Consider the following 15,365-nt stretch of genomic DNA (forward strand, 5'->3'; position numbering starts at 1 on the left):
ATAGATTCAGCTAACCGTCCTCGGCCGCTCCATACGGCTCATGCCGGGCCAACGCAGGGATGCCCATTCCGGCTTATGCTTCTGCACTTTTGCCACGACTACCGTCATATCGTCATAGATGGATCCTTCATGATAACGCACCGCGACATCTATCAGCCGATCGGCCATCTCCTGCGGATCATCCGTATTCAGCTCCAAGATCATACGCTTCATCCAAAGCTCCTTATTCACCGTATGTCCGGGCGCATCGTAAATGCCGTCGGTCATCATCACCAACACATCGCCCGGTTCCAGCTGCGCGGTAATCAGGTCTACATCAATATCCTGGATAATGCCGACCGGTAAATTGTTGGCATGCACCGGAATGACCAAATCCCCCCTTTTGATAAAGCTTGGCGTCGATCCAATTTTCACGAATGTTGTCAATGCGCTGTACTGATCAATAATGGCAACATCCACTGTGGCGTACATTTCGTCAGAGGATCGCAGCAATAGCACGGAATTCACGGACTTAACCGCTAGTTTCTCATCCATCCCCGAGTCCAGCAGTTGCTGCAAGATGCTCAGAGCCGTACTGCTCTCCGCACGGGCTCGCTCCCCATTCCCCATCCCGTCGCTGATGGCTACGGCAAACTTCCCGTTGCTCAACTCCACAATGCTGAAGCTGTCTCCCGACAGCAAGTCTCCTCCCTTGGCTGCGCAAGCGATTCCAGTTTCGACCTCATACTCCTTAGCCGACCCGAACACTACCGTGTAATACCCCGTTCCTTTGGCGGAGTATTGTTCTGATTTCACGGCAATATGCTCGCCTAAGATGTCGGTTAATAACGGCGCGATAATTTTGCGGCACTCATCAAACCCTTTCGTATATTGATGGATAATTTCAATTTCCACATTGCCCTCATCGAGAGAAATCACATCAATGCTGTGTATCGATAGCCCCAGCTCCTCCAGTGTTTGTCGTATTTGTTCTTCTTGCATGAACAGCTCCTGTCCTTCCCGGCGGATTTCTTTGGCCAAGTCCTCCATCACCTGGGATACACCGAATAACTGATCCGCCACAATCTGCCTGGAATCCTGAATCTGTTTCTTCCAATGCTGGTCATGCTGGTGCATCTGATATTGCATCCGCATCACATCCAGAACATGATCCGTTCGCTGGCAAGCATCCTTCCATTCCTTTGGAATTTTTTTGAGCGGCTTCGCTTCATGCTTGTCCACTTCCGTCATAGCATCCGTCATGAAAGAATACGTGCGTTGAAATTTATCATTCCAGCAATATCGTTGCTTATGGCATGAATCACAGGACTGTGCGGCAACCGCATTCATGAAATGACCTTTCTCATCCCTCATCTCGTCAGCCGCGCCCGCCATTGAGGTCATGGGTATAAAGCTTTTGGACAACTGACGGAATACCTCGGAGAACTGCTGCACCCTCCCCGCGGTCAGATCACGGATTCGCTTCGCGTAATCATTCTGGGAATTCAGATGCTCCTGGGTCCCCGGCACATATTTCGCAATCGTCTGAATGACGCTGCGCGGTGTGAGCAAGAACAAGGCAACCGCAACGACCGATTCCCATGTGGAGCTCATCACATCCGTTTGGTTTCCCATATACACCGAAAGAATCGAAGAACCCAGCAGCATGCCTAGGCCGACCGCCATTCGCCTCCCTTCACGCAACAATCCCGCCAACATGCCGGCAAAAGCCAGCAGACTCATCTGATAGATGGCGTCTACTCTGGCCAGACTGAGAATCAGACCCGTCACCACCCCCACCGAGGCGCCCATCGGCGATCCCCCGACCAGTGCGAACAGGAGAATCAGATAGCGGGACATGATATGGTCCAGAGACAGAGATCCCGCGCTCCATCCCACCAGTCCCGTCATCACCGAAGCCAGAAGAATGATAAGACAGATGATTTCCTCATTCTTCAGATTGTAATTTTTACGCGACAGTGTAAACACCGGTATAGCCTGGATAAAAATCAGCGTCAGCACGAAGGAGAGGATGGCCTCGACCACCGCCATGAGCATGGAATACCAGGTCAATCCGTCGGTTACGATCAGGTAGAAGGTATGGGTGAGGAACGAGGAGGTGAAGACCAGGACCGGCGCGAATGAAATTCCCGCTCGCTCGAACCTCTCCAAACCTTTGAGCATGAAGAGAAAAACAACTAGCTCCGCGATCAATATCCCTGTTTGCGCCCCTTGCGCCAGAATACTCCCCGCGATCAGCGTTGCCCCCGTTAACAGCAGCAAGTCCTTTCGCAAAAAATAGATCACGGCGAAGTATGCAATGGCAAATGGCGCGAGCTCTTCCAGAATCATGGCCCTTCCTAACAAAAAAGCCATGGCCAGCATAATAATCGACCACTTTTTGGCCACCACCGCTTGCACGACCCGATTTTCCATCAGAAGCCCTTTTCCGCTTGCTTTGAGCTTGTCCGTCGCCTTTGTCCATTTCTCATCCATCCCCGCCGTCATCATCTTTGCCATTAGAGAACACCGCCTTATCGAATTTGGTCTCTCTATTATAAAAACCCTCTATCATAAAGTTTGTCAGAATGAGGTAGCAGCGCAAAAGTTTTTTCCGACAAAAATGGACGCGAAATATCGGTGACCGTGATCCCATAGCCTGTATGAGATCATGCTAGAATAAACTCTTCCAAATCGAACCAACGGTTCCGAATGCTGTCGTAGAATTGATGAGCACCGCCTCGAAATGCAACCTCATTTTGACAACATCCGCTGTCGACTTTACTGAATCCGCTTACAAATATTCAAAAAAAATAGACCTGAATGATTCAAGTCTAGTATTTCGGGTTATACTATTTTTTCTTTTTGTAGCCGAGCCGATAAATACCTATGACCGCAATCATCAAAATTAGAGTTGTAACGTAACTTCCTTCCGCGCCGAAAGTGCCTCCCGCCGTCAAACCGGTTTGGACATCCAACTCTATAAGCGATGGGCCCTTGGTACCTGACACAGCAAAGCCATAGACATTTCCCTGAAACAGATTCCATGTGAAATGAAGCCCGATCGGCGCCCACAATCCGCCCGTCAGCTCCCGGCTTAACGCAAAGAGAACGCCTACGACAATCAGGTTAATGAACGGGAACGGCTGCTCGAACATCCCCGGATTCATACTGTGTAAGCCGGCAAAGACCAGGGATGATCCCGCGATTGCCCAGTTTGATGAGAAATGATGCTTGATAAGACCGTACACGTAACCACGGGAGAAGAGCTCCTCACTGACCGCCACAAACGCGAATAACACAAGACAAGAACCGAAATGCCCCGCTATTTTGCCAAAAGGATTCACACCCGCAACATCGACGCCGCCCTGCGCCATAATGATCAGGAATGAAGCGGTAATCAGGACGATACCCGCTGCTGAGCCCACTACGAAGTGACGCGCCGGAGAAGGGTCTTTCCACCCCAGCGGCCAACCCGCTTTCTTCTCAAAAAACTTATACATGAGGAGCGTCCCCAGGATAAAAGCCGTCGCTTGCACGATGCCGAACACAATATTGATTGGATTTAATTCATCGGAACTCACAAGCAGCTGCTCCGCATCGCCTCCGTTCAGGAACGCCAAAATTACAAAAGCCGGAATCATCAGGATGATTGCAATCACGAAGGATACAGCCAACCCTAATGCAATTTTCCCCGCCGTTAAACCTATGTTGCGTGCTGTCATTGCCAATCCTCCTGTCCCAATTCGCATAAAAAAAAGAACTGCTACGCGTAACGCGTTGCAGTTCTCTTGATGGATGATTAAACGCGCTTGGCTCCGCGTCCGCCGCGTTTACCTTCCGTGTTCTTCTTGAGCGATGAAATGCGCTCCTCGCTATCTTTCAAAAAGCGGGACACTTTATCCTCGAAGCTCGGTTTACCAAAGCTGGGCTTGCTTGCGAATCGGCCGCCACGGTCGCCGCCGCCTCTTCCTTCACGGTTGAACCCTCCGCCGCCCGGCGGTCTGTCCGGACGAGGTGCTCCGCCACCCGGTCTGTCAGGACGGGATGGCCTCTGTTGTTGCTGCTGCTCCACAGGTTTGTCTACGGCTTGTTTAATGGATAAGCCGATCTTGCCGTCCTTGTCTACGTTGATGACCTTCACTGTAACCATGTCTTCCATCTTAAGGTGATCCTTGACGTCCTTAACATAGTTATCCGCGATTTCGGAGATGTGTACCAGACCGGTTACGCCTCCGGGCAATTCAACGAATGCTCCGAAGTGGGTTATCCCCGTGACTTTGCCCTCTAACTTGGTGCCTACTTCAATTGACATAGAATAAAATGTTCCTCCCTTAAGAATATACAAACTCTATTGTGCCTCTATTATGCTAATCTAACGCAAAAAAGCCGACTATGTTGATTATACCGCACCCTTGAGGGAATATCAACCGAACGCGCCTTTAATAGCATATGCTTAAGGCTGCGGTCTGGTCACTCGAATCGACGTTTCCCCGGGAAGGGACATCCCCAAATCCTTACGCGCAATCTGGCCGATATATTCCGGATCATTCAGTCGTTTCAGTTGCAGGTTCAACTCTTCGCTCTGCACCTTAATCTCTTCTTGCTTCTTCAGCAGAGATTGAAGCTGCGAATGCGTTTCATTCACTTTGGAAGTTTGTCCGATGAGAATCGAACCCGCCCATCCCATAAAGCACACGAGAACGAACAGGTACAGGCGAAGTCGTCTGCGTACGCCCTTGTTGGATTGTTTCGAATCCTTCGTTTGTCCAGCCATTCCGGTTTAAGCCTCCTAAGACGGTCGCTTCCATATTCTTTGTAACCATTGTACGCCTTTCTGAATCCAGGAAGGGAGCACCGCGTATTTATGTAAAGGTTTCGTTAGTCGCCAAAACAATGTTCCGAAAGGTCTCAACAATTGTAGCACAATTCGGGAAATGAATATAGTGACTGCGGCCGCAAACCCGAAAAGAATGACCAACAGCCTGTACAACAACCGCAGAGGCGCCAGAATCAATATTCGAAAGGCCTTGACGGCAAAGCGAATTAACGCTCTGACAACTCCAATCAACCATAACATAATTCGTACCGTAATAGAACCGATCAGCCAAAAATAGAACAAAATCCCTAAAATCAGACCTAAAAAGACAAAGAGTCGAATCTCACCTTGATTACTGTAATACAGAACCCGGAATACAAACAATGTAGCAAACAGCCAATAGACCAAATCCATGACGGAGAGGATCCAGCGGGGCGCGCGGAGCTCGCTGCACAGTACCCGGTAGGCGTCATATACAACGCCCAGCGCCACACCGCTTAAGGACATCATGGCTAAGGTGAAAAACTGTTCTTGAAGGGTCACTTAAATAGTTTCCCCAGGAAGCCCTTGGATTTGTCTTGCGCATTGGCGTCGATGTAGCCCAGGGAGTGCACGTACCCTTCAATCGCCACAAGCCCTTGCTCCAAGCTCAGGTTCTTGATGTGCAGATTCTGCCCTTTGATGGCCATAAAGCCGCATTCCGTCTCCAGCAGGAATTCCTCGCTATCGAAGCTCTCCACATTCAGCACGCCGGAAACCTCCAGGAGCTTGCGGTTGAGCATTTTCACTTCCTGCCGTTTGTTCTTCCCGTGGTCCATCATGTTCATAGCATGTACCCCTCCTTCTATTGTAGATTATGGGGGCAAGCTGTTGTTTAGAACTTAAAAGTTTACGCAGTAAACTCGCTTCGGAAGCATACGCTTTGCGTAGCAAACTTTCTTCGAGAGCATACGAATGAAAAAAGAACCCGCAGCGGAATTCCGCTACAGGTTCTTGTTCGGATTAGAGGTCCGATTCCTCTTTATGCGATTCTTCTTTCAATAAAGTATACATATTGGCGGCCTCTTCCTTGCGGGTCGTCTCAACAAGCTGCTCCACCCGTACGGTCACACTCTTCTGACCGAAGCGAATCTTGAGCTCGTCGCCGGGTTTGACGGTGCTGCTTGCTTTCGCATCCCTGCCGTTAATCCAAACCCTGCCTTGATCGGAAACGTCCTTGGCAACGGTACGCCGTTTAATCAATCTGGATACTTTAAGAAACTTATCAAGACGCATTATTTTACGGCTTCTTTAAGTTTGTTTCCGGCTTTGAAAGCAGGAACTACAGATTCAGGGATGCTGATTTCTTTGCCTGTTTGCGGGTTGCGGCCTGTGCGTCCGGAACGCTTGCGAGTTTCGAAAGTTCCGAAACCGATCAGTTGCACTTTGTCGCCTTCAGCAAGAGCATCTGTGATTTCGCCAAGGAAACCGTTCAGTACGGCTTCTACATCTTTCTTGGTAAGACCGCTTTTTGTAGAGATATTGTTGATCAGATCTGTTTTGTTCATATTACATTCTCCTCCTAATTGCATCCATAAATATTGGTTGGTTAGAAACCTTGCACGCCTATGTATTCTTGATCCTTGTAGAAATTCCTGCTAGAAAACGAGAAATTGTAAAAATATTATGTGCGGGTCTTGGCTTCCGTCCACCAGCGATCCATCTCTAGTAAGTCAGTTTGGTCAAAAGATTTACCGGATATACGCAATTGTTCCTCAATATACTCGAATCTACGCAAAAATTTACGGTTTGTCGAGCTAAGCGCCTCTTCCGGATCCAACTTCAGGTATCGGGCCACATTAACGACAGCAAAGAGGACATCTCCCAGTTCTTCCAAGGTGTGATCGGCGTCTCCGGAACCGACAGCTTCTTTCAACTCGGTTAATTCCTCGTCGATTTTGTCATACACGTCCTCAATTTTTTCCCAGTCAAAACCGACCTTCGCTGCCTTCTTCTGTATCTTGTACGCCTTCATCAAACCTGGCAAATCACGCGGCACGCCGGAAAGAATGGATTGTTGTTCAGGCTTAATGCCCTTGCGGCGCTTTTCTTCCGCCTTCATCTGTTCCCAATTCTGCAGCGCCTCTTCCGAATTATCGGCCTGATTGGAACCAAAAACATGCGGGTGACGGAACAGTAATTTCTCGTTTAATTTCTGAATCACATCATAGACGGTGAAAGCTCCTGTTTCTTCTTCCATCTGAGAATGAAGCATGACTTGCAGCATCACATCCCCGAGCTCTTCGCACATCGCGTCGGGATCATCGTCATCAATCGTTTCCAGCACCTCGTACATTTCTTCGATGAGATTTTTGCGGATGCTTTGATGCGTCTGCTCCCGATCCCAAGGACAGCCTTCCGGACTTCGCAGGATCTGAACGATTTCATGGAGGCGGTTAAAGGTACGGTTGCGTACATCCTCACGCTCTGTCCGAGGAACCCAGATCAAGGATAAGTTGCCGAACCCTTCGGCGTGATCCAACTCATGAAGCGGAACGCTCACGATGGACTCCTGATCTCTTACCCCAAGCGCATGACCTATAACCACTTCATAATCGTCAGGATACATTTCCATCAGACTTAGCTTCACATCCGAAGCGGTATGTACGTCATAAACCTGCGCGATGATTGTGTGCATTTGCGGTTGGAGTGATGCGGTCGTCATTGAGGTTGCGTCCAACAATTGAAAACCGTCAATCGGGTCAAATCCGAACCGGGTGAACGCTTCATCCAGGAAGCTTTCGCCCCCGAGAATGGTTAGCTCTATGCCATGCGCCGGACATTGTTCCCGCAGAATTTGCACCGTCGATTCAGCGACCATGGGGTGTCCGGGCACTGCGTAAAGAACCTCCCCTTGCTCCGCCAAGGCCAGACGGATGAGATCCGCCGCAATGCCTTCGTACACTTCGGGGAAAGAAGCTTTGGCTTCATACAGATTGTCGTAGGTTGTATAGGCGATTCCGTGATCTTGAAGCATATGTACCATAGGATGATCTTCAGTACGCAGGTACAAGCGTTCTGCCCCCTGCAATCTGCGCCAGATGCCGAGAGTCAGTTGATCCGGATCGCCGGTTCCCAGTCCGATAATCGTAATGCTTGCCGTTATGGTCATGATCGAACCTCCTCGAAAGTAGTTATAGATTGCGGAGTGCGTGTAGCTCGGTCGCTGCTTTACTTGGCCCTAAGCGAAGCACGCCAGCCTCTACAGCAGTCTCAGCTTCCTCAGCAACGGAAGCAGCTTGCCGCTCAGCGCGGGGAACCGCGCCAGCTCCGCTTCCGTAACGGCGCGCGTGCCGAACACCGCCGCGCCGTAAACCAAGGCGCCCAGCGCGATGCTCAGCAGCGCAAGCGCCGTCATCTCCAGCCGCGGCGGCATCGCCAGCGCGGCGGGAAACGCGTTCCACGTGGAACGGAACGCGAACAGGGCTGCCGCCATGGCCAGCGCAGCTGCGCCCGGGCGGAGCAGGTACCGGCGCGGGGAGAACCGCGCGCCGGTGTGTTTGGCCAGCGCGCGCAGGTTCAGCGCGGCGGCCAGGGCGAAGGCGGCGACAGCCGCGATGGCAGCGCCCTCAATCCCCCACAGGGGGATGAGGACGATGTTCAGGCTGATCTTGGCCGCCGCCGCCAAGCCCAGATGCACCGCGGGCGCTTTCACATTGCCGGCGCCTTGCAGGAGCGCGCCGGATATGATGTTCAGCGAGCTGAACACCGCGGTGAAGGCCAGGATCGCCAGCGTGCGGGAGCCCGCCGCGTTCGTGTACAGCATGACGTTGATGGGCTCCGCCAAGACGGCTAGTCCTACGGAAGCCGCCAAGGTGACGAGCCACGTCAAGCGCAGAGCAGTCTCGGCGCGATCCTTCACCAGCGCCTCGTCCCGGATCAGCTTCGCTGCGGCGATGGCGGGTACCACCGCCACGGAGACGGAGCTGACCAGCATGGCGACCAGCTGGGTCAGCGGAAGGCCGCGGTTATAGACGCCGAACGCGTCCATGGCCGCCAGCTCGCTCATGCCTTGCATAGCGAATAACCGCGGCAAGGTGAATGTATCCGCGATGCTGAGAATCGGCAAAGCGATGGATCCTAGACAGATCGGGATCGCGTAAGCCAGAATCTGCTTCGCCAACGGCATCCGTCTGCCGAGCGCCCTGGCTGCCAACGGCCGCCGTCCCTCCACCGTCCAAGCGCCTATACCCTTCAACTGGTCAAGCCGCCGATGCTGGTGCCAATAATACAGCATGACCGCCAGCCCCGCCGCGCCCCCGGTTACCGAACCGAATGTTGCACCGGCCGCAATGGAGGCGTCGCCATATCCAGCATGAATAAACCAGAACATCAGAGCCACCATAGTGCCCACACGAATGAATTGTTCCGCCACTTGTGAAACGGCTGTAGGCACCATGTCGTTCAGTCCTTGGAAATATCCCCTCAGTACCGACATGAGCGGTACAAGCAGCAGCGCGAAGGATACACTGCGGATTGCCGGTGCCGTTTGACTGTTACCGATCAGGAGCGCGATCCCGTCTGCCCCGAAATATAACATACCAAACACTAGTACTCCGGTTATCGTCAATATGGCGGCCGATACTCGAATCACGTCAAGGGCACCTTCACGATCCCCGAGCGCGCGCCGCTCTGTCACCATTTTGGAAACCGCAATTGGAACGCCCGCCGTAGAAATAAACAAGAGTAGGACATAGAACGGGTAAACCGTATTATAAATCCCAAAAACGGTATCTCCGGCCACATTCTGCAGGGGAATCTTCTGAAGCGTGCCGATCAACTTGGAAATGAGAGCAGCCGCTCCTAATATAGCCGCGCCTTTAACGATATTTCCGCGCCGCAGTTCCGTAACTTTATCTGTTTTCATCCAGGTTCCTCGCTTTTAATCCCTACGCATCCCCTATAGTATACCGATTTTCCATATAAAAAGCTTCCCTCGCCGTCAGCATGCTGTGAGCGGAGGAAGCCATCCAAAATTAATTCTTATAAATTCTCTGTTATTGCTCCATTTGCTTAGCCAGAAAACCTGCTGCGGTTTCCGCCATTTTCACTTCCATCGTGCCCATATTCGTATTTTCATCCTTGTTAATCAAGATGACTGTCCCGATCGGGTCGCCGCCTGCAACAATCGGCGCAATGACGAAGGAACCGTAATTTTCTGTTCCGCCTTTAACAATTTCATATTCGCCCGCATTGGTTTCTTGCACACTTCTGCGGCCTTCCATACAGCTTTCTACGATAGAGCCGACTTGCTTCTCCAAATAATCTTTCTTTGAAGCTCCGGCTACCGCAATCATCGTATCCCGGTCGGATATCATCGTCATGTGGCCTGTGCTTTCTGCAAGAGATTCCGCATATTCCTTGGCGAAATCGCCCAGCTCTCCAATCGGGGAGTACTTCTTAAGAATAACCTCTCCGTCGCGGTCCACAAAGATTTCAAGAGGATCACCCTCACGGATCCTTAACGTTCTGCGGATTTCTTTAGGGATAACGACCCGTCCGAGGTCGTCAATCCGACGTACGATTCCAGTTGCTTTCATAACTCATGTTGCCTCACTTTCCTTGAAGGTTTGGATACGACTGGGATCCATAATAAAGTTCTATACGTAAGGAGTCAGGTGTCAGATATTGATTATCTGTCCATAGTATTCAACTGCTCCCAATGGCTTATGCACAACACCGCATTTTTCCACTTATGTACTCGGATGTTGACTTGCGGTGATGTCTTTACATTATGTCCATAATAATCAAATACAATTTATACTTTACACGACGAAGCTTAAAATAACATGAATGCTTAAATAGACCGGAAAAACCCTTGTTTCTACAGTGTCTGTTCAAAAGAAAAATGCCCCCGCAGGGGCACTCTCCAACGACTATTTAGTTTCCGCTGTATCCTTGGTAGGATTGTCTGTCTTAGCGCCTGTGTCGGCTTTATCCTTCTCGGTTCCGTTCGTAGCGCCGTCGGTTTCCGTTTTGGCTTCTTCCTTCTTAGGCAAGTTGGTTTCGGTGATGAGACCCGGAAGCTCTTTATCCATGAACTCCGTCATCTTACCGCCCGCAAGATTGTCGCGCAGCTGTTGTTTCACATCTTCGTACTTACCCTCTGTGCGTTTCTCAACTTTCATCACATGGTAACCATAAGAAGTTTCCACCGGATCGCTGACTTTGTTTAGAGGCAGCTCCAGAGCAGCTTTCTTAAACTCAGGAACCCACTGGGAAACTTGCGCGTCCGGGTAAAGACCGCCGTTTTCCTTGGAACCCGGGTCTTCGGACAATTCCTTAGCTAACGCGGCGAAGTCTCCGCCTTCATTCAACTTCTTCTGCACATCCTTGGCTTTCTTGAGTGCTTCTTCTTTCGTAATTTCCTTGCCCGTTTCATTGTTCTTGAAAGCGATCAGGATATGCCGAACCGAAGCTTTATCGTAATAGTTCTTGTCCGATTCCAGATTACGGTCGTACTCTTTCTTCATTTCGTCTTCCGTAACTTGTGTGGACATATAGGTTCTAGTTGTAATATCCAGCTTCAAGAAGTCTTCAAGGTCTTCTTTCGTCACGTTCTTGGATTTAAGCAATTCGTCAAAGGTTTGCCCTTGCGCCGCCGCTGAACCAAAGTAAGCCTCGATTTCTTTCATCTGTTCCTTGGCTTTCGTTTCGCCCGTCTCCTTGGAAGGCTTGTCCGCTCTGTCGTTCAGAACACGGTAGGCGATAAGCTGCTTCAGCAGACTCTCCTGAACCTCGGGCTGGTCAATCATTTGACCATAACTCGGATTAAAAATAGACACAACACCTTTGAATTTATCGAAGTCCTTCTGGGTTACTTGGCCGTCTTTATACTTAGCGACAACCGGGACCGCCGCCTCTTCTTTGGACTTTCCGCAGGCACTGATCAAAGCCGCGATGACCAGAAAGATCAGGGCCATGCTAAACGCTTTATTTCGCAACATTGTGTAAGACTCCCTTCGTTTTTAGCACTTCTTCATATCGTTCCAGGAACGTTTCCAGCAGCTCCAGCGATTCGTCAGGCTTCAGTCCCTTGCATTTCAAGATAATCTCGATATGCGGACCGGAAACCAGCTTGACCCGACCATCGAATTCCGTGCCGATTTCGAATAACTTCTGGCCGTCGATCTGATCGTTCATGCCGTTACTTATTCGCAATATGATGTCGTCGCCCTTGTGGGAAACGGTCTCAATGGCGTAACGGTTGCCGTATACTTTGAACCGGGCTACCGCAAGTAAACGGGTTACGGCCTTAGGCAGGTCGCCAAAGCGGTCCACCAGCTCTTCATGCAGGTCGGACGCCTCTTCCATACTGCGTATATTCGCCACTTTCTTGTAAATCTCAATCTTCTGAATACTATCATAAATATAGTCGGATGGTAAATAGGCGTCGATGGTCATGTCGATCTGGGTTGTCCATTCCTTCTTCTCTGCCGCGGCCTCTCCGTGCATTTGCGCTTTACGTTCGGCAATCTCGTCGGTCAGCATTTGCGAATACATATCGAAGCCGACGGACGCGATGAACCCGTGCTGCTCCGCGCCTAACAGATTGCCCGCGCCTCTTATGGAGAGGTCGCGCATCGCGATTTTGAACCCGGAACCCAGCTCCGTAAATTCTTTAATCGCTTGCAGACGTTTCTCAGCCACCTCGGTGAGCACTTTGTCCCGCTGATAGGTGAAATAGGCATAGGCCACTCGATTCGAACGCCCGACCCGTCCTCTCAATTGGTAGAGCTGCGAGAGTCCCATCTTATCGGCGTCGTGCACTATCAACGTATTTACGTTCGGGATATCCACACCGGTTTCAATGATGGAGGTGCTGACAAGCACATCATACTCTCCGTCCAGGAAGTCCAGAATGGTGCGCTCCAGTTCCTGCTCGGACATTTGGCCATGCCCCACGCCAACCTTCGCATCAGGCACCAGCGCCGAAATCTGGTCCGCCATCTGCTGAATGCCCTGAACCCGGTTGTAGAGGTAGTACACTTGTCCCCCTCTGGCAAGCTCGCGTTCAATAGCCTCCCGAGTCAACGCCGTACTGTGTTCGACCACATAGGTTTGCACGGGAAATCTATTTTCCGGCGGTGTCTCAATTACGGAGAGGTCGCGTACACCCAGCATGGACATGTGAAGCGTTCTCGGGATCGGTGTGGCCGTTAATGTCAGTACGTCCACGTTCGTCTTCAGACGCTTCATCTTTTCCTTATGGGTTACACCAAAGCGCTGTTCTTCATCAATAATGAGAAGCCCCAGCTCTTTAAACTGCACATCGGCCGAAAGCAATCGGTGCGTCCCGATCAGAACGTCGACGGTACCTGCTTTCACACCCTTAATGGTCTCATTCTGTTCCTTCTTCGAGCGGAACCGCGAAATGACCTGAACGTTGAACGGATAGCCCGAGAATCTCTCCCGGAACGTCTCATAATGCTGTTGCGCCAGAATCGTGGTAGGCACCAGCACAGCGACTTGTTTACCGTCAATAGCGGCTTTAAACGCTGCGCGTATGGCCACTTCCGTCTTCCCGTAACCCACGTCCCCGCATAACAAGCGATCCATCGGCCTGGATTTCTCCATGTCTTCCTTAATTTCACCGATAGCGCGGATCTGATCCCGGGTTTCATCATATGGAAACATGTCTTCGAACTCCTGCTGATAAGGCGTATCCTTGTTGAAGGCATAGCCGGGAGCGGCCTCCCGGTCGGCGTAAAGCTTGATTAGATCATCCGCAATGTCTTTAACGGATGCCCGCGCTTTACTCTTCACCCGGTTCCATTCGCTGCCCCCGAGCTTGAATACCTTCGGATCCTTATCTTCAGAGCCTACATATTTCTGCACCATATCAATTTGTTCAATCGGTACGGAAAGCTTATCCCCGCCCGCATAAACAATGTGCATATAATCTTTATGAATTCCGTTGATTTCAAGCGTGCCGATCCCAACATACTTCCCGATGCCGTGGTTTACGTGAACAACATAATCCCCAACCTTCAGTTCCGTATAACTCTTGATTCTTTCGGCATTCTCTATTTTCTTGTCCGCTTTTCTTACTTTGCGCTGTTTCTGGGAGAACATTTCGCCTTCCGTCACAACCACAAGATGAATCGAAGGAATTTCAAACCCCGACTGTAGATTTCCATTCAGGATTTCTGGCTCTTCAATATGGTAGTCGCTCAATACTCTGCGTACTCTGTCTATCCGCTCTTCGCCGTTGGCCAGCACAATAACACGGGTTCCGCTCTTCTTCCAGCGATCCATCTCGGCCTTAAACAAATTCATCTGACCGTGAAAGTCCTGCATCGCCCTAGCCATGAAGTTCACGATATTCTGGGGCTGGGTATGCGGTACTTGTCTCAAAAATAAGGAAAGGAATAAGGTCGGATGCGAACGTGTATAGAGAATACTGTCCGCATTCTTGGAGATGACATAGCCAGGCAAGGATTTTCCGTCCTGCAATAACTGCGTGAACCACTCGGCTTCGTCCTTCTCAAGCTGCTTGGCGGTCTCCAGCAACCGGGCGGGCTCATCCATCAAGACGAGGGCGTCTTTCGGCAGATAATCAATTAACGTTTGTCGTTCGGGATATAAGAGTGATGCATATTTGTAAATCCCGGGAAAATAGATGCCTTCCCGCAGCATTTCAATATCCTGCTTGATGCCTTCGTTCAGTTTCTGTTTAGCGGTCCTGTCCGTCATCTTGCCAAGTTGTTGCTCCAGGAGGTCGCCTGCATGCTGCGCCGCATTCTGAAAGCGCTTGCTATCCGCAATCAACTCTTGTGCCGGCAAAATCGTTAAAGCATCCATCTTATCAATCGAACGCTGATCGGAAATATCGAAGGAGCGGATGGAATCGATGTCTTCGTCGAACAGTTCAATGCGGAAAGGTGTCTCCGATGTGAGGGGGTAGACGTCCACGATGCCTCCGCGCACACTGAATTCTCCCTTAACTTCGACGCGCTCCGAACGCACATAGCCCATATCGGCCAGGGTTCGAATGAGTGTCTCCAATTGGATGGTCTGCCCTACTTGAAGCCGGATTCTCGCTTGAGCGAAACTCTCTTTGGCCGGAAGAAAGCGCCTTGCTCCCGCATATGGGACAATGACCACGCCGCGAAAACCCTGCGACAGAGCCGAGAGGGCGTCAATGCGCTGGGCGAGTGTTTCCGGACTGGAAATGGCGGCTTCCGTGGCCATTAATTCATTGGCCGGGTAAAGAAGCACTTGTTGCTCTTCCAGACATTCGTATAAGTCCTCCGCGATTTTCTGTGCGGAGAACATGTTGTGCGTTATGATATAGAGAGGCTGATCCATCTCCTTAAGCAAGGAGGCGATCATAATCTGTCTGGACGAGCCCACCAGCCCGGAAATGAGCTGTTCTTTCATTCCTTTGCGCACACCGGCTGCAATGGATTGGAAGTCGGCATCTTTCCTAAAGGCTTCAATTAAAGTTTTCAAATGCTTCTGCACCCCGTTCGTTATTCTCAAAAAAGTTTGAGAGTCGGTATATCCTTTATACACTAAAGAAGCC

At 50.7% G+C, this 15,365-nt stretch carries 13 protein-coding genes; all 13 read right to left on the reverse strand.

The window, feature by feature from the left end:
• Nucleotides 1–6: 6 nt before the first annotated feature.
• Nucleotides 7–2,499, reverse strand: coding sequence for a stage II sporulation protein E (gene spoIIE / locus SY83_RS06415; protein WP_068605310.1), 2,493 nt, complete (start codon nt 2,497–2,499; stop codon nt 7–9).
• Between the two features lie 332 nt (nt 2,500–2,831).
• On the reverse strand, nt 2,832–3,704 hold the full coding sequence (locus SY83_RS06420) for a CPBP family intramembrane glutamic endopeptidase (RefSeq protein ID WP_068605312.1): 873 nt from the start codon (nt 3,702–3,704) through the stop codon (nt 2,832–2,834).
• 77 nt (nt 3,705–3,781) lie between these two features.
• Entirely contained in the window at nt 3,782–4,294 is a 513-nt protein-coding gene (locus SY83_RS06425) for a S1 domain-containing RNA-binding protein (protein WP_068605314.1), read from the reverse strand.
• 141 nt (nt 4,295–4,435) lie between these two features.
• Nucleotides 4,436–4,756, reverse strand: coding sequence for an FtsB family cell division protein (locus SY83_RS06430; protein WP_068605317.1), 321 nt, complete (start codon nt 4,754–4,756; stop codon nt 4,436–4,438).
• A gap of 15 nt (nt 4,757–4,771) precedes the next feature.
• Complete coding sequence (yabQ, locus tag SY83_RS06435) at nt 4,772–5,341, reverse strand: spore cortex biosynthesis protein YabQ (protein WP_068605319.1); 570 nt, start codon at nt 5,339–5,341, stop codon at nt 4,772–4,774.
• Nucleotides 5,338–5,619: a sporulation protein YabP gene (gene yabP / locus SY83_RS06440; RefSeq protein WP_068610952.1), complete on the reverse strand. Its 282-nt coding sequence runs from the start codon at nt 5,617–5,619 to the stop codon at nt 5,338–5,340. Before yabP ends, yabQ begins: the two co-directional genes overlap by 4 nt.
• A gap of 181 nt (nt 5,620–5,800) precedes the next feature.
• On the reverse strand, nt 5,801–6,073 hold the full coding sequence (locus tag SY83_RS06445) for an RNA-binding S4 domain-containing protein (RefSeq protein ID WP_068605321.1): 273 nt from the start codon (nt 6,071–6,073) through the stop codon (nt 5,801–5,803).
• Complete coding sequence (locus SY83_RS06450) at nt 6,073–6,345, reverse strand: HU family DNA-binding protein (RefSeq protein ID WP_068605323.1); 273 nt, start codon at nt 6,343–6,345, stop codon at nt 6,073–6,075. Before SY83_RS06450 ends, SY83_RS06445 begins: the two co-directional genes overlap by 1 nt.
• Nucleotides 6,346–6,461: 116 nt before the next feature.
• Entirely contained in the window at nt 6,462–7,949 is a 1,488-nt protein-coding gene (gene yabN, locus SY83_RS06455) for a bifunctional methyltransferase/pyrophosphohydrolase YabN (RefSeq protein ID WP_231891389.1), read from the reverse strand.
• Between the two features lie 90 nt (nt 7,950–8,039).
• On the reverse strand, nt 8,040–9,704 hold the full coding sequence (locus tag SY83_RS06460; RefSeq protein WP_068605325.1) for a putative polysaccharide biosynthesis protein: 1,665 nt from the start codon (nt 9,702–9,704) through the stop codon (nt 8,040–8,042).
• A gap of 130 nt (nt 9,705–9,834) precedes the next feature.
• On the reverse strand, nt 9,835–10,377 hold the full coding sequence (gene spoVT / locus SY83_RS06465; RefSeq protein WP_068605327.1) for a stage V sporulation protein T: 543 nt from the start codon (nt 10,375–10,377) through the stop codon (nt 9,835–9,837).
• A gap of 336 nt (nt 10,378–10,713) precedes the next feature.
• Nucleotides 10,714–11,784 carry a peptidylprolyl isomerase gene (locus SY83_RS06470; protein ID WP_068605329.1) on the reverse strand — a complete coding sequence of 357 codons (1,071 nt, stop codon included), beginning with the start codon at nt 11,782–11,784 and terminating at the stop codon, nt 10,714–10,716.
• Nucleotides 11,771–15,292, reverse strand: a complete 3,522-nt coding sequence (gene mfd / locus SY83_RS06475) for a transcription-repair coupling factor (RefSeq protein ID WP_068605331.1) — start codon at nt 15,290–15,292, stop codon at nt 11,771–11,773. Before mfd ends, SY83_RS06470 begins: the two co-directional genes overlap by 14 nt.
• Nucleotides 15,293–15,365 lie beyond the last annotated feature (73 nt).

This window comes from Paenibacillus swuensis, assembly GCF_001644605.1.
In the GTDB taxonomy this organism is placed as follows: Bacteria; Bacillota; Bacilli; order Paenibacillales; family DY6; genus Paenibacillus_N; species Paenibacillus_N swuensis.

Coding starts and splice junctions, on each gene's coding strand:
- yabP (WP_068610952.1), bottom strand. CDS start 5,619: ATGATGGACCACGGGAAGAACAAACGGCAGGAAGTGAAAATGCTCAAC.
- SY83_RS06445 (WP_068605321.1), bottom strand. CDS start 6,073: ATGCGTCTTGATAAGTTTCTTAAAGTATCCAGATTGATTAAACGGCGT.
- SY83_RS06470 (WP_068605329.1), bottom strand. CDS start 11,784: ATGTTGCGAAATAAAGCGTTTAGCATGGCCCTGATCTTTCTGGTCATC.
- yabN (WP_231891389.1), bottom strand. CDS start 7,949: ATGACCATAACGGCAAGCATTACGATTATCGGACTGGGAACCGGCGAT.
- SY83_RS06420 (WP_068605312.1), bottom strand. CDS start 3,704: ATGACAGCACGCAACATAGGTTTAACGGCGGGGAAAATTGCATTAGGG.
- SY83_RS06450 (WP_068605323.1), bottom strand. CDS start 6,345: ATGAACAAAACAGATCTGATCAACAATATCTCTACAAAAAGCGGTCTT.
- spoVT (WP_068605327.1), bottom strand. CDS start 10,377: ATGAAAGCAACTGGAATCGTACGTCGGATTGACGACCTCGGACGGGTC.
- spoIIE (WP_068605310.1), bottom strand. CDS start 2,499: ATGGCAAAGATGATGACGGCGGGGATGGATGAGAAATGGACAAAGGCG.
- SY83_RS06460 (WP_068605325.1), bottom strand. CDS start 9,704: ATGAAAACAGATAAAGTTACGGAACTGCGGCGCGGAAATATCGTTAAA.
- SY83_RS06430 (WP_068605317.1), bottom strand. CDS start 4,756: ATGGCTGGACAAACGAAGGATTCGAAACAATCCAACAAGGGCGTACGC.
- SY83_RS06425 (WP_068605314.1), bottom strand. CDS start 4,294: ATGTCAATTGAAGTAGGCACCAAGTTAGAGGGCAAAGTCACGGGGATA.